Consider the following 20,531-nt stretch of genomic DNA (forward strand, 5'->3'; position numbering starts at 1 on the left):
GTCCGTAACAGTTAAAGTCGTTCTACATTAATTTTATTTGAATCAATCAAAAAATTCTCTTCATTCAAATTTGTACTTGTTATAAAAGTCTGCATATTATCTAAACTCTTTGCAAGATACTTAGCCCTTGTCTTGTCGAGTTCTGAAAATACATCATCTAAAAGTAGTATTGGTCTATTTTTATTATTTTTTTCAAGTACATCCATTTCAGCCAATTTTAGAGCCAATACAATACTTCGAGTTTCTCCTTGCGAAGCAAAACTCTTTGCAGACATAGAGTTTATTTTAAAATCTAAATCATCTCTATGTGGCCCTAGAGTTGTAAATCTACTTTCAAAGTCCTTTTCTCTCTGCTCTAACAAAATATTCATAAATACTTCTTCCATTTTTTCTTTGGTAAATTTAATGGTTGAAAGATAAGTTATTTTTAATTCAGAATCTTGAGAGAGTCTGTAGTAGTGCTGCTTTGCAAACTCCTCTATTTCCTTTATAAACTTAAGCCTTTCAAAAAGTATCTTTACTCCATAAGTTGCAAGTTGAAAATCATAGACTCTTAAAAGATCTTCATTCGGTCTCTTTAAAAGTTTATTTCTTTCAAATATTATTTTTTTATATTTTGCTAAATTGTATTTATAGATAGGACTTACTTTTTCTATTAAATTATCAATATATTTTCTTCTTTCACCTGGTGATAATTTAATCATATTTAAGTCATTTGGCGAAAATATAACACACGAAAAATCCCCGGCGTAATTTTTTACATTTACAGAGTCAGAATTTAAAATATATTTATTTTTTTGATTTGCATTCAATATTATTTCAAGCTCATCAATATATCCATTACTTTCAACAGTTGCCTTTATATTAGAAAATTCTTCTCCAATTTTTATCATTTCATTGGTCTTTAAAGCTCTAAAACTCTTTCCAACTGTCAACAGATATATTGCTTCTAAGAGATTTGTCTTACCTATGGCATTTCTTCCAAGTATCAAATTTATTCCATCACTTGGTTCAATTTCAAATCTCTCATAATTTCTAAAATTATTAAGCTCTAATCGGTTTATCTTCATTCTACCATATCTACTACAAATTCTTCTGAATCAAACTCGACACGGTCTCCCTTATAAAGTTTTCTGCCACGTCTTGTCTCAACTTCAGAATTAACTTTTACAAGCCCTTCTTGTATTAGCATTTTGGCTTCTCCGCCACTTCCAACTAAATTATTATATTTTAAAAATGAATCTAATTTTATATAGTTATTTTCCATTTTTTACCTACTTTGCAAGTCTTACCGGAAGGACTAAATAAATATAATCCTCATCATCTTCTCTTATTATGCAAGGGTTAACTGAGTCTGTAAAATACAACTTAATCTCTTCAGACTCCATAATTTTTATTCCATCTAATAGATATTTAGAATTAAAGGCAATTTTCAAACTCCCACCTTCAACCTTAGACTCTACAATTTCTTCAACATTTCCGATTTCAGAATTAGAAGAGATTTTTATATAGCTATCTTCAATTTCAAATTTTACAAGATTAGCTCTGTCTTCTTTCGCAAGCAAGCTTGCTCTTTCAAGAGCAGATTGTAAATTTGCCCTTTGAACTGTACAAATTGTAGTATGTGATTCAGTTATAAGACCTTGATACTTGAAGAATTCACCACTTAATAAAGTTGTGTAAACTTCTGTGGTAGTTGTCTTAAATAGAGCCATATTTCTTGAAATATTTACACTCACATCTTCATCCTCTAAAACTTTTGTAAGTTCATTTAGAGTTCTAGCTGGAATAATTGCAGAAGTCATATTTTCATTCGGTTTATTTACACTCTTAAGAGCCATTCTAAAACCGTCTAACGCGACAAAATTTATCTTAGATTGACTTAAGTCCATTAGAACACCTGTGAATACCATTCTTGTTTCATCCATTGATACAGCGAAAGATGTCTTTTTAATAGCATCACTTAGCTCTTGTGATGAGATATTAAATGTATTATTTTTTTCTACTATTGGTAACATAGGATATTCATCTGGCAATTGACATTGAATGTTGAAATTTGATTTTTCACATTTCAAGTTCATAGAAGTTCCTTCTAAATTAATATCAATTGTCTCACCTTGAAATTTTCTAATTATATCCCCAAACAGTCTTGAATTTACAACTATCTCTCCTTCTTCCATAACTATTGCAGATATTGAAGTTTTAATAGTCATTTCAGTATCAGAAGAAATTAGTATTATTTGATTATCTATAGCTTTTAAAAGTATTCCTTCTAAAATTTGAATTGTACTTCTTGGAGATATTGCTCTTTGAGCAATTTGTATAGCTTTTACAAATTCTTTTCTACTTACTTTGAGTTTCATAAAGCCTCCTTTTATGAGCCCTATTATAGTTAAGTTAGATAATAATAGTAGTAGGGCTTGTTAATTTGTGAATAAGTCGATTTTTTATTAAAAACATCGAAAAAAATCAAATTAATAACATGTTGATAACTTTGTTTTGAATTTTAAATTATCAACAGCTATTCTTTTATTTCTTTTATAAGATTATTGATCCTTATTTTAAAAGATGTATCTTGTTCCATATCTTTTTCGATTTTATTATACGCATGTATTACAGTGGTATGGTCACGACCACCAAATTCCTCTCCTATCTTAGGAAGAGAAAGTTCAGTTAGTTCTCTAGTGATGAACATAGCTATTTGTCTTGGATAAGCTATATTCTTAGTCCTCTTTTTAGAGTTTAACTCATCTATGGTAACGTGGTAGTGCTTACCTACAAATTCTTTAATTAAATTTACATCTATAACTTTTTCTTTTTTAGTGTTGTAGATGTCTTTTAAGACTATAGTAGCTGTCTGCTCAGTTATTACACCTGTTGTAAGCTTAGAATATGCCATAACCCTAGAAAGAGCACCTTCCAATTCTCTGATGTTACTCTTAACGTTTTCAGCTATAAAGTTTATTACATTTGGTGGCACATCATAGCCCTCAGAATCTGCCTTAGACCTTAAAATAGCTATTCTAGTTTCCAAATCCGGAGCTTGTATATCAACTACAAGACCCCATGCGAATCTAGAGATAAGACGCTCTTCTAAAGCTTTTATTTCTTTAGGTGGTTTATCTGAAGTTAAGACTATTTGCTTATTAGAGCCGTGTAATTCATTGAATGTATGGAAAAATTCTTCCTGAGTTCTATCTTTATCAGCTATAAACTGAATATCATCTATTAGTAGCAGGTCAACTTTTCTATATTTATTTCTAAATTGCTCGTTCTTATTAGTTTGAATTGAGTTTATAAGCTCATTTGTAAATTGTTCGCTGGTTACGTATAGAATTTTTTTAGAATGGTCCATTTGATTTATGAAATGGCCTATAGCCTGCATAAGATGTGTTTTTCCAAGTCCAACTCCTCCATATAGGAAAAGAGGATTTGAATGAGCCATAGATGGATCTTTATAGTTTTCAGCTACAGATAAACTTGCTGCATGAGCAAATTCATTGCTCTTACCTACCACGAAATTTTCAAAGACATATTTAGGATTAAGTCTTGATTCAGGTAAGAAATTGTCTGAATGCTGTTTAACAGGCGATTCGTTGCCAGTCAATATCTTTACATCATAATCTTGATCCATGACGTCCTTTATACATTTTTTTAATGTTCTAAGCTGGGATGGGTTATTTTCAATTCTATGTTTTATAAAGTCTGAGGTGACTAGGAGATAGAAGACTTTGCTTTCTTCGTCGATGTCCTTTAATTTCATATCTTTAAACCAAGTGTCAAATGAAACTTGGCTCATGGATTGACGTTCGAGAACACTCATAACTCTACTCCACAAATTGGATAGTGGGTCCATAATTCCTCCTGTTGAAAAGTATTTGTTGATAAAAAAATATGTATAAATTTATACACAATTGTAGATAATATATTAATTAATTTAAAATAAATATTGCTACCTGTGGAAAAATAATCCTTAGAATATAGCTATTTAAATAAAATAAGTCTAAAAAATAGAGTTTATCAACATTCTATCAACAAAATGTGGATAACTCTAGTTATAAACAATTTATTTTTTATAAACAAGCTGTAAAATTTATCCACATATATTTTAACAAAAAAACTATTACTTATCAACAAGCTTAGAGCTCGCAATGCTTTATTTAGACAATTAAAAAAGTTAAATTATTGACTGTATAAACCTTCTATGCTATCGTATTGTTTATAAAAAACTTTCGAAATAATAGGAGATGTATTTATGAAGAAATTTTTAAAGAATAAGTTTGTATTTTTAATGATAGCTATGTTGTTCTTGACAGCTTGTTCAAATGAAAAGAAAACAGAAGAACCACAGGAAAACAAAACTATTGTAGAGCAAACAAATGCAGAAGAGAAACAAGCATTATTAGTATATGCAGGGGCAGGTCTTAAAAAACCTATAGAAGAAATAAAACAAGAATTTGAAACAAAAATGGGTGTAAAATTAGAAATAGTTTATGCTGGTTCAGGACAACTTTTAGCACAACTTGAACAATCAGGAAAAGGAGATGTATTTATAGTTGGATCCAAACCTACATATGATGAGGCTATTAAAAAAGGTCTTGCAAATGAAGCTGTACCTGTAGCTCACCACACTCCTATAATAATTACACAAAAAGGTAATGAAAAAGGTATTATGGGACTAAAGGACTTAAATAAAGATGGAATAAAACTTGCTCTAGGAGATGCAGATGCAAATGCAATAGGAAAGACATCTGTAAAGATGTTTGAAAAAGCTGGTATAAATGATTATGAAAAAAATGTAGTAGTTAAAACTGCAACAGTAAATGAACTTTATCAAGCGTTAAAAACAGGATCTGTAGATGCAGCTATCGTAACTAAAGATTCAGCATTTGGTAAAGATGATTTAGATATTGTAGAAATTGAACCTGAATTTTTAATAGATCAAGTCATTTCTATAGGTACTTTGAAGATTTCAGAAAATGAAGAATTAGCTCAAAAGTTAGTTGATTATATGAAATCAGATACAGCAAGTAGTGCATTTGAAAAATTTGGTTTTAAAACGGTGAAATAATGGATTATTTCTTTGAAAAAGTATCGAAAGTATTGGTAATATTTTCGATACTTTTTATTATAGCTCCTTTTATACTGATAATAGGTGAAGGATTAGAATTTATAATGAATCCACCATATACAAAAGAAATTGTATTTTCATTAAAATTATCTTTAAAAACATCTACAATTGCCACAATAATAGTTACTATTATTTCTCTTATTATTACAAGAAAATTGTACGAACAACAGAGATATAAGGAAATTTTAAAATACATATATAGTTTTCCGCTAAGTATGCCACATTTAGTTAGCGGTTTGGCACTGATTAGTCTATACGGACATAATAACTTAGGAAAATACTTAAAATTCTTAGGGGTAGACTTTGTATATACTCAACAGGGAATAGTCCTTGCTTTGATTTTTATAAATTTACCTTATTCTATTGTCTTTTTAAACTCAGCAATGGAATCAATAAATAAGGAGATTTTATTTACAGCAAATAATTTGGGATTAAATAATTATCAAGTTTTTTTATATGTATTGATACCACTTTTAAAAAATAATATCTATACGATGGTTTTATTGTTATTTTCAAGATGTTTGGGTGAATTTGGAGCAGTTATGATGTTGGTTGGAGTTACTAGAATGAGAACTGAAACTCTTGCAACATCAATATTTTTAAACATGACAACAGGAGATTTTGATGTATCCTGTGGAGTTGCAATAATTTTGATGGGAATAAACTTATTTATAAATTTATTTATAAAGCTAGTTTTAAATAGAAATAGACTAGGTGATAAAAATGCTTAAAGTAGAAAACTTATCTCTTAGATTAGGAAATTTTAGTTTAAAAAATGTTAATATAAATTCAAAAGCTAAAAATATTGTAATACTAGGTCAAAGTGGAAGTGGTAAAACAGTTTTTTTAGAGACAATAGCAGGCAAATACAATTATCAAGGAGATGTCATACTAAACAATAAAAATTTAAATTGTGTGGAGTCATATAATAAAAATGTATCTTTGGTATATCAAAACTATAACCTCTTTCCATTCTTAAATGTATTTGAAAATTTGATTTTTGCTCCCAAAATTTTGAATATGAGAAAAGAAGAGTACATTGACGAGGCAAATAATTTTTTAAAAAAGCTAAATATTTACCATCTAAAAGACCAATCTGTAAATAACTTGTCTGGAGGAGAAAAACAAAGAGTTTCATTATGTAGGGCATTATTAAAAAAGCCTGAGTTACTTTTGTTGGATGAGCCGTTCAGCGCATTGGATTATATAAATAAGGATTCTGCCAAATATCTTACAAAGTCAATCGTAGAAGAACTGAACATAAGTAGTATATTGGTAACACATAACATAGAAGAATGTCAGTATTTCGCAGATGAAATATATTTTATGAAAAACGGAAGCTTATCAAATAAAATTTCACCTGCTGAACTAAATGAAATAGTAGAGGAGAATAGAATTTATGAATATATATGATAAATTACTTAATTATTATGAAAATTTGATTGTGCAAAATAATATTGAATTTGAAAATATTGATGTTTCATTAAAGACATTGACTGAAGAAGAGGCTATAGGAATAACAACGAGAAAGGACTATCCTCTTTTAAACGGAAAGGAAGTTTTGGTAGAGGCTAATTTTAGAGGGAGTTTAGGACAAGCTTTTACGAGTGCAAGAACTGCTCTATCTATAAAGCTTTCTGAAGTTAAAAATTTAAATATCGGAGAAAATGAATATGATACAGCAATCTTTATATCAATATTAAATGCTGTAATGAAATACTTGGGATTAATAACGGGAACTAAACATTGTAAAAATGAAGAACCTGAATTATGTGCAAAACAAATAGCTGATTTTTTAAGTGAGAATAAAACGAAGAAATTTTTATTAATAGGTTATCAACCGGCATTTATAGACAAATTATCAAGTTACGAATATAATTTGAGAGTATTGGATTTAAATCCGGATAATATTGGCGAAATAAAATATGGTGTAGAGATAGAGAGCGGAGAAATTTATAAAGAGGCTATAGAGTGGTCGGATATAATACTTTGTACAGGCTCAACAATAATAAATGGCAGCATACTAAACTTTATGGATTTAAAAGATAAATATGTTTATTTCTACGGAACAACAATAGCAGGACCGGCTAAAATCCTAAATTTAAAAAGACTTTGTTATTTTTCTGAATAGAATATACAAAGTATATAATAATAAATTTTGTACGTTGTTTGAATTATTTTTAAATATTTAAGAATTAATTTATAGACATTAGTCAGATAATAGTTAAATTTATTTTTAATAAAATAAGTTTTTGATGATTGTATATTTTTAAATTTACCATTGTTTTTAGTATTTAAAGTTATAGTAACATAATTAGTAAATATTTTTTCTAATACTATCACCTATAAATGTTGTAAAATCTTGATTTTGTATTCTCATTTATGTATCGTCTTAAGGAGCATATTTCAAATACGTTAACAAAGTCTTAATTCATTAATATAACCATTGATAAATCAAAAGCTAATATCTTTTTTGATTAAATTTTTAAAGATTTTAATTTGCTTAAATATATTTGAGAATTTTATAATTATCTACAAGAAATGAGACTTTAATACTAAAAAATTAAAGTATATTTGATGTGTGTTGTAATAGCATGTTTAAGGCTATTTTTCTTGACTTAACACTTAATTTAAAATATAATTTAATGATTGAAAAGAAAGGGGTGAAGTCATGAAGAGAACTTTCCAACCAAAGAACAGAGCAAGAAAAAGAGAACATGGTTTTAGAGCAAGAATGAGAACTAAATCAGGAAGAAGAGTTTTAAGTGCAAGAAGAAGAAAAGGTAGAAAAGTACTTTCAGCGTAAGTTGAATTTAAGGGATTGTTATTTAAAAAAGAATAGAGATTTTCAGAGAGTATATTCTAAGAAGAGGACAGATGGAAACAAGACTTTTACACTTTTCTACAAGAAAAATGGTTTAGACCATAAGCGAGTAGGTTTTGTAATAACTAAAAAAGTTGCCAAAGCTGTCTATAGAAATAAGATAAAGAGAAGACTCAGAGAAATATACAAAGCTAATTTTGATGTTTTAAAAGAAGGATACGACTATGTATTTGTAGTTAAACATCAAGCTACAGAGCTTGAGTATAAAGATCTTGAAAAGTCATTTTTACATCTTGCAAAGAGGTTTGAGAAAAATGGTAAAAATAGCAAAATTGCTGATTAGATTTTATCAAAACTTTATTTCTAAATATATACTTGTGGGGAATCATTGTAGATTCACGCCCACATGTTCTGAATATGCCTATCAAGCTTATGATAAATATGGATTTTTTAAGGGCACTTACTTAGCTGTGAGAAGAATTTTAAAATGTCACCCATTTCATAAGGGAGGATACGATCCTTTATTATAAGGAGGCAAGATGACCTACATTAGTAGTATCTTGGGAAGATTTCTAAAGCTTATATATGACGTATTAGCAGGTGCCTTCCCGCAAGAACCAGCGAGTATTTCTTTTTACGCACTTGCGATAATTGTTGCAACAATAGTTATCAAGACAGTTGTACTACCAGTTAATATTCACATGATGAAAAGTCAAAAGAAGATGGCTGAGTTACAACCTGAAATACAAAAGCTACAAAAGAAATATAAGAACGATCCACAGACACTTGCTGTAAAACAACAACAACTATATAAAGATGCAAATTATAACGCACTTTCAGGTTGTCTACCTATGATTATTCAATTAGTAATCTTAATGGCATTCTATAGAGTGTTTATGTATCCAGAGAAATTTGCTTTCACTGATAAAGTTATGTTTGAAAGTATGAATAAAAATTTCTTTTATTTAAGTACATTATCTGCAAAAGATACAACTATGATATTGCCATTAATTGCAGCATTTACAACTTTCCTTACTTCATTTTTAGCAAGCAAGAGTCCTGCAAATGCAGCAGCTCATAATCCACAAGCTCAATCAATGAATACATCAATGATGGTAGTTATGCCTATAATGATTTTTATGATGGGAAGAAATTTCCAATCAGCACTTACTTTATATTGGACTGTAAGTAATATATTTTCAGCAGTACAACAATATATAACAAATAAAGTTATAGCGCATGAAGTGGCGGAGGAAATTAAATGAATTATGTAATCAAAACAGCAAAAACTGTAGATGAAGCCGTAAGTCAGGCTCTAATAGAATTGAATATTAATAGAGAAGATGCTCAAATAGAAGTAATTGAAGAATCTTCAAAAGGTCTTTTTGGATTAATAGGTTCTAAAAATGCGACAGTAAAAGTTTCTAAGATAGAAGACACAGAAGACATCTTAAAAGAAATATTCACCGAATCAGAGAAGAGCCAACCAACAGATGAATTTGAAAATACAGTATCGACTGAAGAATTTACAGTTTCAACACAAGAAGTAGAAGAAGTTGAAGTTACTGATAAAAAATCAGCAACATCTGGAGAAATAGAAGAAATCAGTCGAGAATTTTTAGATAAGGTACTTAACTCACTTGGCATTGAAACAGATTTAGACGTAAACTTTGAAAACAACGTCTTAAAAGTTGAAATAAAAGGTGATGAAGAAAAATTAGGTATAGTAATCGGTAAAAGAGGTGTAACTCTTGACTCAATACAATATCTACTAAGTCTTATCGTAAATAAAAATACAGATGAATACGTGAGAGTTCAACTTGATTCAAGCGGCTATAGACAAAAGAGAGAAGACACTCTTAAGGATTTAGCTCAAAAGATGGCATCTAAAGTCTTAAAGACAGGTAGAAATGTCAAACTTGAACCAATGAATGCACACGAAAGAAAAATCATCCACGAAGCACTACAAGAGTATGAAGGAGTAATTACACATTCAGAAGGTAAAGACCCTTACAGAAAAGTAGTAATTCAAAAAGAAAGAAAATACTAAAATTAATCCCCAAAGCTTATGCTAAGGGGATTTTTTTATTTAGTTTTAATTTAAAAGCTGTCAACGTCTAGGGATTTGAAATTATTTTTTAAGTTCTAATAAGTTCTAATTCACCACGGCACTTGCCGCATTTGATATTTTTAGAGTTGGCCTCTAAATATTTTATAACTTTTCCTTTTTTAAAATATTTGTATTCAAGACCACAGTTTTTACATACGACGATGTATTTAGGTTTGACATTGGCTTCAGAAATATCTCCAAGCCTTGTGATATTGTATCCATATTTTGAATTTACTTTTTCAGCCATAGCTTTCCATTTTTTTTGATGGTTAAAACAACCTTTTACAGAGTGTAAAATTTCATGAGCAATGGTATTTTTAAGAGCTTGTTCATTTGCAATATACTTTGTAATTCTAATTTCAAAATCAAAATCAGAATTGTTTAGTTTATTACAAGTGCCAAGAGTTGTCTTATTTGATGTCAACTTTACACTTGGTTTAATCTTGCCAACTTGTATGCCGAGTTGCTCGATTTCAGATTTTACTTTTAATAGAGTTTCATCTGCAATTTTTTGAGTAATGTACATAAATTACCTCTTTATATTTTGTTTAATTATACCAGAAATAAGTCAATTAAAGAAAGTGATGGGCTGTTGTAAAATAGAATTAAATCAAAAAACAGCTTATTTTTATAAAAATAAGCTGTTTTTTTGATATACAGGTAAGTAAATTTAATCATCAGATTTAATAATGAATGTTATCAGTATTGTTATATACTACCCTATACGAACGTGCACAATTGTTATAAGTAGTGCATAAAAATCCAATACCTATTGCAGTGCCTCCCGCAGCAACTGCCGAATCTTTAATTGAGTCTATTGCTGCGGCTGTTAAGGTTCCACCAGTGGCAACAGCAGCATGAGAAATGATAGCTGCCTTAACTATGTTAAAAATAGAAAGTCCTACACCTCCAATAACTGCCCATTCTTGAGCATTTAAAGCATCAACATCTCTTTTCCAATTATTCAATAAATCTCTATTTGAATTATTCTCATAAACTTTAAAGTAATTTTGACTAAACACACTAGAAGGTCGTTGAAGTGACCATTCATCTTTTGATCCTGAGCGATACCAAATATCATATTCAAAATTCAAAAATGTGTCTTGATGAACGTTAGGACCCCAAGATCTTAAACTAGATTTTAGTTGAACACTATTCGGAGACATTGAATCCACCTGTATTACAGGACCATATACAAATTCATCCTTCTCTATGTAATGTTGTATGGCTTGTACTGTTTGATTAGCTTTATTATAAACAGTTAAATACTCAATGCCATTTTCAATATTTTTTACATTGTTTTCATTGGCGAACGTTACAGTAGACAATTGTAATACCATAATAATAGCTATTACTAACGAACTAATCTTCTCAAATTTTTTCATAAAGTATTTCTCCTTTCGTTTTCATGAAATCGTTTTATTTATCACCGTACAGTTTAGAATAATTCTGTACACTTACATTTCATTCTTTTATTTAAAATTTGTCTAGTTAAAAATAATGTTAAAAATAATTTTTTGTAAAACCTAAATTGCAATATCAAATTGAACTATCTTTCCAACAGTATCCATTAACCCTAATTTATTTAGTTCTTCTACAAAAACTTCTATAGGCGTTCGGTAATTTAGGATTTTTCTTGGTAAATTATTCATCCAGTTCATTATTTTTAAATAGTGATTTTCCTTTTGGGAGGAATCTTCTTATTAGGCTATTATGTTTTTCGTTACTTCCTCTTTCTTGTGGGTTATTTGGATGGCAATAGTATACATCTCTAACTAAGCTATTTTCTAGTTTTGTTAAGTTAGCAAATTCTAATCCATTATCACTTGTTATGCTTTTGAATATTGCTGTGGAGTTTTCTAGTTTTGATAGTAATTTTTCTAATTTTTCATTAACTGATGATGAATTTTTTGTTGCAATTTTTAGTATTATTTCCATCCTTGTTTTTCTTTCTGTTATAGTAATTAAAGCCGGTTCTTCTTTATTTTTCTTTGGTACTACTGTGTCTATTTCTCAATTGCCAAAGCTTGACCTTTCTTCTATTTCTAATGGTCTTTCTTCTATGCTTTTTCCGAGTTTTCTTTTACTTTTTATAGTTCTTTTAATAGATGTTTTTCTTCTTAATTTCAGGGGCAAGTCTATGGATTTTATTTTTAAAAGACCTAGGTCTACATAGTTATATAAGGTTCTTGTACAGAGCATTTCACCAGAAAAAAGTTTATGTCTCTTTGCATATCCACAAATTGCATCTAAAGGCCATTCATCTTTGGTAAATTTAGTATGAACAAATTCTAAAAAATTACTACATTCCAAAGCTTTATATGGTTTTTTAGAATTTTTTCTATGTTTCTCATAAACTCTCTTTCTTGTATCGGGATAATATACTTCTACTTCTTTATCGTTTTTAATTTGGCGGACTTTTCCTCGTTTTAATTCATTTCTGATTGTATTTGAAGATCTATTGAGTTCTTTAGCTATCTTGTACGCAGAATAGCCTTTATTGTGTAAAAGCTGAATTTGTCTTCTTTCTAAATCATTTTAATGTTTATTTTTTCTTGAATTTGTTGTAGTATTATTGTATTCCATAGTCATCACCTTTTGGTTTTTTGTTTTTGGTGAATCAATTATACCAAATGTGATTTACTATGGAATTTTTTTAGTTCAATTTCATTTTACATTAACCAAATACATTTTATGTTAAAAGTATTTAAAGTAAAATATACTTTACACTTGACATTAATGTTTATTGGTAATAAAATCAGCCATATACAGTATATAGTTTATATAAACAGAAGTAATGATATATTTGACAGACTATTATCTTCATTAGTAAGGGGGCGTAAAATATATGTCAGTTAATTTTTTTGCAATTCTGTTATTTGTTATTGGACTAAAAGAATTTATTAATGCTATAATTATTTATTCAAATAAGAGAAAAAAAGAGTCAATTCTATCTTTGATTTTGTCTATATTTGTTTGTATTTGTGCTATACTATCATTTACAAATTTAATTTGAAAAGTTTATATATTACTTCAACCAATTAAATAGCATTATATTTTTTCATCTATATTGTATATAATATCTAAATTTTTATTATTAGTTTATATCGTCAAATCTTCTGGCTGATATAAAAACTAAGATACAGAAAGACTATTATTTTGAACTAAGAAACTAAAATAGTATAGAATTTATAGTCTTATTAAATTCATATCAAACTAATCGATATAGTTTTAATATTGCACTGTTAAATTTTATCTATCGATTTTTTAGTAATATTCCTACTTATTTTAGATTTTAAAATTTCTTCTTCAGTATACTTTTTAATAGTACATAGAAATAGGTACTTTCTTTTTTTATTTTAAAGGATTTTCAATTTTATCTAAATATTTAATAAAATTCATAATCATAATAAAGAGTATATAATGATTTTATGAATTAAGCTAAAGACGGTGACTGTTACATATATGCAAACAAAAAGATTGTCATAGAATAATTTAAGTATAAGGTATGTTTTTAGAACTAAAAGAAAGACTACAATACAACAGACGTGTATATAGAAGTATAAGAGCAGAAATTTGTGATATGTATTTAATAGTACTAGGAATGAATTTAAATCAATTACATAGAAAACTAATAAAAACTAAAACATAAATTGTTAAGTACAAAAAAGTTGTTTAGATAAAAATAAAAATATGTCTAAGATATTTTTTGTCTATTCTTTTTTAAGGGAGTATATTAAAAATCACCTCTAAAGAATCATATGCTATAATCTAGCCAACCATCATAAAAGTAAAAAAGGTAGTATCACAGAATGAATTTTAGTCATTCTGTGATACTACCTTTTAAGATTGATTTTATTCTTCAATTTTGTCGATAAAGAACATTTTGATAGCAGATATAACTTGAAGTATGAAGATAAATAATACTACGAATCCACCTGCTGCTGCAAGAGCTTTTACACCTGCAACTCCTTGTTCTCCTCCACCAAATGCAGCCATAATAATTGCAATAACACCGATTGTAGCACCCCATAGTACCTTTAGAGTTCCAGGAGCTTCTGAGCCTATTGGAATGTCTTTAATACACATAGATGCGATGTTGTTTGCTGTAGCATCTGCAGATGTGATGAAAGATATTAGGATGATAAATAGGTTTACTGGCACTAAGATAGCTGCAAATGGTAGGTGTTTCATAAATTCGAATAGTCCCATAACAGCGTTTGAATTTTGGATTATACCGATAAGGTCAGCTTGACCTGTAAGTTGCATATTGATTGCTGTATTTCCCCAAACACCAAACCAGATAATACCGAATACTGATGGTAGTACAAGGTTTACTAATAGGCATTCTCTGATAGTTCTTCCGTAAGAGATTTGTCCTAAGAAGATACCTGTTACTGGAGCGTATCCTACCCAGAATGCGAAGTCAAATAGTGTCCAAGAACGTGTTAGTGGAGCTCCACCGATGTCTATTGGATCAAGTCCCCATAACCAGAAGTTATGTAGCCATTCTGCCATACCTGCACTTGTGTTTCTAAGGATGAATAGAGTAGGTCCTGTAATTAATAGTAAAAGTAATACTCCGTAGTAGAAGTAAGCGTTGATGTCTGCTAATTTCTTAAGTCCTTTATCAAGTCCAACGTATGAAGAAAGTGTGAACATAGCTACTATGAATACACCTAGTGCAACGAATAGTGTAGTGTTTGTTTCAAGGCCATAAGATGCTTTAAGTCCTGTTGTAACAAGTGTTATACACATTGTAAGTGCTGAACAAAGACCTATTGAGATCGCAAGCATTGATAGTGTATCGATGATGTTTGAAAATATACCGCCTTTGATTTTGTTTCCAAATAGTGGAGTAAGTGTAGCTGTTACATTTAGTTGTTCTTTTTTGTTGAAGTATACGTAAGCTACGATAACGCCTGCTAATGCATAGATTGCGTATGGAACGAATGTCCAGTTGTAGAAACTTCTTGCAAGGGCAAATCTAACGGCTTCTGGGCTGTTAGCAGCGATTCCAAGTCCGTCAAGTTCTCCCCAAATATTACCTAAGTAGATTATAGGTTCATTTACACCCCAAGTAACGATACCTGTTGCAACTCCACCTGTAAGAGTCATTGCAAAGTAAGTAGCGAAAGAATATTTAGGTTTTGCATCTAATCCACCTATTCTAACGTTTCCGATTTTAGAGAACATAATTACTAATGTAACTATAAGTACTGTCATACAAAGTAGTTGGTAAAGCCAACCGAATGATTCAAGTGACCAAACGAAGAACTTGTTTGAAACATCACTAAGTGTTTGGTTACTTACAACGCCTATTATTGCAACTAATAGTACGAATAAAAATGCCGGAATGAACACTGGCCATCTCATTCTATTTTTCATAATTTCACCTCATAAATTTTATTTTATTTCTAATAATTTTTTAGACTTGATAAGTTCATAAACTGTTTCGATGTCTTTGCTTAGGTTTCTATCTTTGTCATAGAATGGTAAAACTTCTCTTATTACATCGTAAGCTTGTTTTGTTCCTTCGCCAAGTTTGATATCGCCTCTTAGGTCGATAGCTTGAGCTGCGTGCATTGCTTCTATACCAAGTATGTACTTGATGTTGTCAAGCATTTGGAAAATCTTGTAGCAAGCAAGTGGTAAGTTTGAAGCATGGTCTTCAATGGTTCCGGCTAATGAGTAGAAATCCATTGATGATGGGTTTGCAAGACCTCTGTTTTGAGTGTCTAACATAGTGTAAGTTTTTTGAATTGTACCGAAAGCAATTACATCAATTTCCTTAGGTGTTAAGAATCTTGACAGTTTTGTAAATGCAGGGTCGGCAAGTTTAATCATTCTGTAGCAAGATGTCTTAGATAAGTGGGCTAATGATGTAGCTACCATTTCTACACCGATTGCAACAGTTGTTACTTCAAAGTTAGCACTTACGAAAGAAGTTCTCTTGTCTATTAGCACACAAGGGTTGTCATCTGCTGAGTTTACAGTGTTGTATAGATGCATTTTTACAAAATCAAGGGCATCTAATACTGTACCGTTTATTGAATGTGCTCCTCTAAAGCTTAGTGGATCTTGTAGGGCACGTTCCGGGTGTGGTTCGTTTAGATAACTTCCCTTTAAGTATTCTCTGCATTCTCTTGCAACTTTAACTTGTCCAGGAATGTTTCTGAATTCGTTTACATCTTCTCTTAAAGATTCGACTACACCGTTCAAACCTTCTAAACTCAAACAGTAGATTATGTTTGACATCTTAACTATTTCTTCAACCTCTTTTATAATGATGGCAGCCATGGCCTCACCTTGAGCGTTTGAAGAAACTATACTAAGTCCGTCTTTAGGACCAAGTTTAGCTGGCTTCATTCCAACTTTATCCATAGCTTCTTTTGAGTTCATAATTTCTCCCTTGTAAGAGACATTATTTTCACCTATAAAAGCCAATCCAATGTGGGATAAAGTAGTGATATCTCCTTCACCAATTGATGAACGCATAGGAATTTGAGGATATATTCCGTAGTTTAAGTAATCCTTATACATATTGACGATTTCAAGTGACATACCTGTGTGTCCTTGAAGGGCTTTATGTAGTCTTATTAGCAAGATAAGTCTGACTTGTTCATCTGGGTGGTAAGGTGGAACACCAAGACAATGGCTGTTTAGAAGATTTCTATTGTATGTTTCAAAGAAATCTTCGTCAAATTCTTTATCTTTATTCCAACCAACACCACGGTTTAAACCATAAACAGGTTTACCATCAGCAGACATTTCAAATAAAATACTTCTAGCTTCTTTAACTCTTTCTTGCGCTTTGGGTGATATTTCCAACTCAACATGGTTGAAGGAAATATCATAAAGCTCTTTTAAACTTAGAGGCTCTCCCGTTAACACAAATTTTTCCATTTATTACACTCCTTTCGCTTTAAGTTCTAAAGCTTTTATAATTCTTTCCGGATTTGCCGGATAGTTGGTAATGTTAGTTCCAAGAGCGTTGTTAATCGCATTTATAGTTGCAGGGCCTGGAGCAACAGCTGACACTTCCCCAACACTCTTAACTCCGTAAGGTGAGAATTCGTCATTTGTTTCAATTAGTTCAATTCTTACATGAGGCATGTCTTGAGAGTTTAGTATGTGGTATTTAGATAGTGTTTTGCTTGGAACGTATCCATTTTTATCTATAACCACCTCTTCATTAAGAGCCATACCAAGAATGAACTGACAACCTCCGTGGATTTGTCCTGCTACTAATTCAGGATTTACAGCTTTTCCAATGTCGTGTACTGCAAGTAGGTCTTCTACTTCGACAATCCCTGTGTATTTGTCTACTTTCACTTCCACAAAGGCAGCGGCAAAAGCGGCAGGGTTTTTATCAGGTGCATGATGCACATATACAGACGTTTGGTCAGCATACATTTTTTCTCTTAGAATAGCGAGTTCAGCGTATGTGTACTCTATATCTGAATCTTTGACCTTAATTTTTCCAAGGTCAGAGTAAATTCTATCCATTTCAACATTTTCAATTTTGCTAACTGTTTCCATCAGCTTAAGTTTTAAAGCTTCTCCAGCTTTCTTCAGTGCTCCACCGTTTACAAAAGTTACCCTACTTGCTTGGGTGCCAGCTGAATCGTAAGGAGTAAAGAAAGTGTCGGCTTCTGGCATGTGTATTTTTTCAACTTCTATATCAAGAGCTTCTGCAAGCATTTGAGTAAGTGTAGTTATAGTTCCGCAACCTTGTTCATGGATTGCTATTTTAGCTAGTACACTTCCGTCAAAGTTAAGCACCAACTCTACATTGGTGAAGTCTGGAAATGCTCCAACATATCCATTTCCGTGAGTTGCACAAGCCATTCCAACTCCGTAGGCATATCTCTCAGTATCTTTTGAGTGGATATTTTTATATTTTTCATACCAGTTGAATTTTTCCATACCAACTTCGATACATTGTTTTATGCCGGCATTTCCTATGTTAGGTCCGCCTACTCCGTCTTCTGAATGAGGAGCGAGTAAGTTTTTCATTCTGAATTCACATGGGTCCATGCCAAGTTTTTCAGCTGTGTTTGTAATGTTGATTTCAGTGATGGCATGTGCTTGAGGTCCACCATAGGCTCTACAAGCTCCTCCTGGAACCGAGTTTGTATAGTAAGCAGTGCCGTGGAAATTTTGGTTTGGAATGTCATAAAGTCTAAATATCTTTTTGGCAAAGGCATTTGTGATACTTGTGTTGTTAGTATCATAAGCTCCCCCGTCAACTGATAGATCGACAAATCTTCCAAGTATTTTTCCATCTTTATCTACTGCTGTTTTAACGTTAATTTTAGTGGCGTTACGAGTGAATGTACCGATTATAGCTTGCTCTCTATCCATGTAAATTTGGACATGTCTATTAAACTTATGAGCCACAGCTCCGGCAATTAACTCTAAAAGTGGCATTTGCTTTCCACCGAATGAACCACCCATTGTAGCTTTCTTAACTCTTATATTGGAAACAGGAAGAGAAAGAACTCTTGAAAGTTGCATTTGTATCGCATATACAACTTGGCTAGGGCTTGATACTGTAAGCACATTTCCGTCCATATATGCCTCTGCAATGTGAGGTTCAATAGCTAAATGGTGAGTACGAGGAGTTGTACCAGTGTCCTCAACTATCATATAAGCTTGGTCTACAACAGAGTTGTAATCACCTCTTGCAATTTCCTTTTCATAAGCTACATTTGAATCTCCATGGACAGAAATTTCGTTCAACTTAGCTTGTTCAAGACCAAGCACTGTAGGAAGTTCATTGTATTTTACAACGATTCTCTTAAGAGCTTCTTCAACACAGTCTTTGTTTTCTCCAAGCACAAGTGCAATTCTATCCCCTACGCATTTTGGTTCTGAATTTAGAAGGTGTTCATTTTTTGTACCGTTTATTCCGGAGAACCACTCCATAGAGTTGTATCCAATATCAGGTAGGTCTTCTGCTGTAAGTATTTTAAAAACTCCTTCGACTTTTAAAGCTTCTTCAAAGTCAAATTCAACAGTTGCATGAGGCTTTTCACTCAATAGCAATTTTCCATATAACATATCTGAGTTATAGAAATCTCCGGTGTATTTAAGTTCCCCTGTTACAGCTTCCTTCGTATCAAACTTTTTAATGTTTTTTCCAATAAATTTATAATTCATAGTTTAAATCCTGTAATAAATCTTCCATAAGTCCCTTAGCAGCCATACGTTTGTAGTTTCTTGAGGATCTTGTAGGAATAGCTAAATCTATCTCTTCACTTCCCAAATCTTTTAGGACACTACTTTCAATCTCGTTTAGAGCTTTCCCAGTCAAGTAGTCTTCAATAAGTTTTGCCTTAGTAGGAGTGGTTCCAACTGCTCCTAAGCACACAATAGCACTTGAAATCTTATTGTCCTCTAAAATCAAATTAGCTGCACAGCTAACCTTAGATATTGTAACGGCTTTTCTTGAACCGATTTTGCAAAAGCCTGTAATTCTTTGAGCATCTTTTTTTAGTATAATTTCGGCAATAACTTCGTCGTGTTGTAGAGAGGTCTTTTCCTTGCCAACTATAAGTTCTCTAATAGGTATAATTCTCATCTCTCCAGAAGCGCTTAAGACCTTGATGTCTGCTTCCAAACTGTATAGAGAAAGCAATACGTCAGCAGATTGAGAAGCATTAGCTAAGTTTCCACCGATGGTAGCTAAGTTTCTAATTTGCTCTGAACCAAGATGGTAAGCTGCCTTGTATATAGAATTAAACTGTTCTCTTATAATTTTGTTTTGAGTTAACTCGGTCATTGTAACTAAAGAGCCGATAGACACAGTGGACTCGTCTTCCACTATATTTTTAAATTCAACAACCTTTGTTAAGTCAATGATGTTATAATCTGTAATCTTTTTATTTTTAATTTTAATTATGAGGTCTGTTCCACCTGCAATAAAATATGTATTTGAGTCTTTGGAACTTAATAACTCTTTTAATTCTTCAATATTCTTTGGAGAAAATATCATTTATTTACCTCCTTTACAGCATCTTCAATAGCTTCGATTATCTTAATATATCCTGTACATCGGCATAAGTTACCTTCGATAGATCTCTTTATATCTTCAAGAGTTGGATTTGGATTGTTCATCATAAGAGCTTTGGCACTCATTATAAAGCCCGGAGAGCAGAAACCACATTGAACAGCATCATGCTCAACAAAATTCTTTTGTAAGATATCAAACTCACCATTTTGTTTTAAACCCTCTATTGTAATTACTTCGCAACCATCAACTTGAGATGCGAGCATTGTACAAGAAGTAATCGCTTTCCCGTTCACTATAACAGTACAAGCTCCACATTCCCCTTCAGAACAACCTTCCTTAGTTCCAGTTAAATGTAAGTCATCTCTTAGAAAATCAATGAGTCTAGTTCTTTCATTGACTTCAGCAGAGATTTCATTTTTGTTAATAATACAATTAATTTTCATAATTC

Annotated in this window: 23 protein-coding genes and 1 pseudogene; 9 read left to right on the forward strand and 15 right to left on the reverse strand. The window is 31.2% G+C overall.

All coding sequences use genetic code 11. The features are described 5' to 3' along the window. Window positions 1-11: 11 nt before the first annotated feature. The 4 genes from recF to dnaA form a co-directional block, all read right to left on the reverse strand. Window positions 12-1,070, reverse strand: coding sequence for a DNA replication/repair protein RecF (gene recF / locus B8869_RS06635; protein ID WP_084230856.1), 1,059 nt, complete (start codon window positions 1,068-1,070; stop codon window positions 12-14). Then, window positions 1,067-1,267, reverse strand: a complete 201-nt coding sequence (locus B8869_RS06640; protein ID WP_084230857.1) for an RNA-binding S4 domain-containing protein — start codon at window positions 1,265-1,267, stop codon at window positions 1,067-1,069. The genes recF and B8869_RS06640 overlap by 4 nt, the downstream gene beginning before the upstream one ends. Window positions 1,268-1,274: 7 nt before the next feature. Next, window positions 1,275-2,363 (reverse strand): DNA polymerase III subunit beta, encoded by a 1,089-nt coding sequence (dnaN, locus tag B8869_RS06645; RefSeq protein ID WP_084230858.1) that lies wholly within the window; start codon window positions 2,361-2,363, stop codon window positions 1,275-1,277. 158 nt (window positions 2,364-2,521) lie between these two features. Continuing rightward, on the reverse strand, window positions 2,522-3,856 hold the full coding sequence (gene dnaA / locus B8869_RS06650; RefSeq protein ID WP_084230859.1) for a chromosomal replication initiator protein DnaA: 1,335 nt from the start codon (window positions 3,854-3,856) through the stop codon (window positions 2,522-2,524). A 399-nt stretch (window positions 3,857-4,255) separates the two neighbouring features. On the opposite strand from dnaA, the gene modA reads away from it, so the two are divergent. The 9 genes from modA to jag all read left to right on the forward strand — a co-directional run bounded on the left by modA (window position 4,256) and on the right by jag (window position 10,005). Continuing rightward, window positions 4,256-5,071 (forward strand): molybdate ABC transporter substrate-binding protein, encoded by an 816-nt coding sequence (gene modA / locus B8869_RS06655; RefSeq protein ID WP_084230860.1) that lies wholly within the window; start codon window positions 4,256-4,258, stop codon window positions 5,069-5,071. Further along, a complete protein-coding gene (locus B8869_RS06660; protein WP_084230861.1) occupies window positions 5,071-5,862 on the forward strand; it encodes an ABC transporter permease in 792 nt (263 codons plus the stop codon). Before modA ends, B8869_RS06660 begins: the two co-directional genes overlap by 1 nt. Further along, window positions 5,855-6,544 carry an ATP-binding cassette domain-containing protein gene (locus tag B8869_RS06665; RefSeq protein ID WP_234989773.1) on the forward strand — a complete coding sequence of 230 codons (690 nt, stop codon included), beginning with the start codon at window positions 5,855-5,857 and terminating at the stop codon, window positions 6,542-6,544. The genes B8869_RS06660 and B8869_RS06665 overlap by 8 nt, the downstream gene beginning before the upstream one ends. Further along, on the forward strand, window positions 6,531-7,262 hold the full coding sequence (locus B8869_RS06670) for a Rossmann-like domain-containing protein (RefSeq protein ID WP_084230863.1): 732 nt from the start codon (window positions 6,531-6,533) through the stop codon (window positions 7,260-7,262). The genes B8869_RS06665 and B8869_RS06670 overlap by 14 nt, the downstream gene beginning before the upstream one ends. 540 nt (window positions 7,263-7,802) lie before the next feature. Continuing rightward, the gene (rpmH, locus tag B8869_RS06675; RefSeq protein WP_040552137.1) at window positions 7,803-7,937 is read left to right on the forward strand and encodes a 50S ribosomal protein L34; all 135 of its coding nucleotides are present in this window, start codon (window positions 7,803-7,805) and stop codon (window positions 7,935-7,937) included. Continuing rightward, window positions 7,897-8,298, forward strand: coding sequence for a ribonuclease P protein component (gene rnpA, locus B8869_RS06680; RefSeq protein WP_084230864.1), 402 nt, complete (start codon window positions 7,897-7,899; stop codon window positions 8,296-8,298). Before rpmH ends, rnpA begins: the two co-directional genes overlap by 41 nt. Then, window positions 8,270-8,485 (forward strand): membrane protein insertion efficiency factor YidD, encoded by a 216-nt coding sequence (yidD, locus tag B8869_RS06685; protein WP_084230865.1) that lies wholly within the window; start codon window positions 8,270-8,272, stop codon window positions 8,483-8,485. Before rnpA ends, yidD begins: the two co-directional genes overlap by 29 nt. 9 nt (window positions 8,486-8,494) lie before the next feature. Next, window positions 8,495-9,220, forward strand: a complete 726-nt coding sequence (locus B8869_RS06690) for a YidC/Oxa1 family membrane protein insertase (protein ID WP_084230866.1) — start codon at window positions 8,495-8,497, stop codon at window positions 9,218-9,220. Continuing rightward, window positions 9,217-10,005 carry an RNA-binding cell elongation regulator Jag/EloR gene (jag, locus tag B8869_RS06695; RefSeq protein WP_084230867.1) on the forward strand — a complete coding sequence of 263 codons (789 nt, stop codon included), beginning with the start codon at window positions 9,217-9,219 and terminating at the stop codon, window positions 10,003-10,005. The genes B8869_RS06690 and jag overlap by 4 nt, the downstream gene beginning before the upstream one ends. 88 nt (window positions 10,006-10,093) lie before the next feature. On the opposite strand, the gene B8869_RS06700 is transcribed toward jag, so the two are convergent. The 11 genes and pseudogenes from B8869_RS06700 to B8869_RS06735 form a co-directional block, all read right to left on the reverse strand. Next, window positions 10,094-10,591 (reverse strand): SprT-like domain-containing protein, encoded by a 498-nt coding sequence (locus tag B8869_RS06700; protein ID WP_084230868.1) that lies wholly within the window; start codon window positions 10,589-10,591, stop codon window positions 10,094-10,096. Window positions 10,592-10,748: 157 nt separating this feature from the next. Then, window positions 10,749-11,450 carry a hypothetical protein gene (locus B8869_RS06705; RefSeq protein WP_084230869.1) on the reverse strand — a complete coding sequence of 234 codons (702 nt, stop codon included), beginning with the start codon at window positions 11,448-11,450 and terminating at the stop codon, window positions 10,749-10,751. 141 nt (window positions 11,451-11,591) lie between these two features. Further along, window positions 11,592-11,717 carry a hypothetical protein gene (locus B8869_RS12225; protein WP_268802060.1) on the reverse strand — a complete coding sequence of 42 codons (126 nt, stop codon included), beginning with the start codon at window positions 11,715-11,717 and terminating at the stop codon, window positions 11,592-11,594. Next, a complete protein-coding gene (locus tag B8869_RS11760) occupies window positions 11,710-12,075 on the reverse strand; it encodes an IS30 family transposase (protein WP_200805986.1) in 366 nt (121 codons plus the stop codon). Before B8869_RS11760 ends, B8869_RS12225 begins: the two co-directional genes overlap by 8 nt. Before the next feature lie 3 nt (window positions 12,076-12,078). Continuing rightward, window positions 12,079-12,378: a hypothetical protein gene (locus tag B8869_RS12060; protein WP_234989774.1), complete on the reverse strand. Its 300-nt coding sequence runs from the start codon at window positions 12,376-12,378 to the stop codon at window positions 12,079-12,081. Window positions 12,379-12,498: 120 nt separating this feature from the next. Continuing rightward, window positions 12,499-12,582: pseudogene (locus B8869_RS12490) on the reverse strand (helix-turn-helix domain-containing protein); the annotation flags it as partial. A 1,338-nt stretch (window positions 12,583-13,920) separates the two neighbouring features. Further along, window positions 13,921-15,453, reverse strand: a complete 1,533-nt coding sequence (locus B8869_RS06715; RefSeq protein WP_084230870.1) for a BCCT family transporter — start codon at window positions 15,451-15,453, stop codon at window positions 13,921-13,923. Between the two features lie 18 nt (window positions 15,454-15,471). After that, on the reverse strand, window positions 15,472-16,971 hold the full coding sequence (locus B8869_RS06720) for an HAL/PAL/TAL family ammonia-lyase (RefSeq protein ID WP_084230871.1): 1,500 nt from the start codon (window positions 16,969-16,971) through the stop codon (window positions 15,472-15,474). A 3-nt stretch (window positions 16,972-16,974) separates the two neighbouring features. After that, entirely contained in the window at window positions 16,975-19,230 is a 2,256-nt protein-coding gene (locus B8869_RS06725) for a xanthine dehydrogenase family protein molybdopterin-binding subunit (RefSeq protein ID WP_084230872.1), read from the reverse strand. Beyond that, window positions 19,220-20,065, reverse strand: a complete 846-nt coding sequence (locus B8869_RS06730) for an FAD binding domain-containing protein (RefSeq protein WP_084230873.1) — start codon at window positions 20,063-20,065, stop codon at window positions 19,220-19,222. The genes B8869_RS06725 and B8869_RS06730 overlap by 11 nt, the downstream gene beginning before the upstream one ends. After that, the gene (locus B8869_RS06735; RefSeq protein WP_084230874.1) at window positions 20,062-20,526 is read right to left on the reverse strand and encodes a (2Fe-2S)-binding protein; all 465 of its coding nucleotides are present in this window, start codon (window positions 20,524-20,526) and stop codon (window positions 20,062-20,064) included. The genes B8869_RS06730 and B8869_RS06735 overlap by 4 nt, the downstream gene beginning before the upstream one ends. Between the last annotated feature and the right edge of the window lie 5 nt (window positions 20,527-20,531).

The organism is Peptoniphilus asaccharolyticus DSM 20463 (genome assembly GCF_900176115.1).
In the GTDB taxonomy this organism is placed as follows: Bacteria; Bacillota; Clostridia; order Tissierellales; family Peptoniphilaceae; genus Peptoniphilus; species Peptoniphilus asaccharolyticus.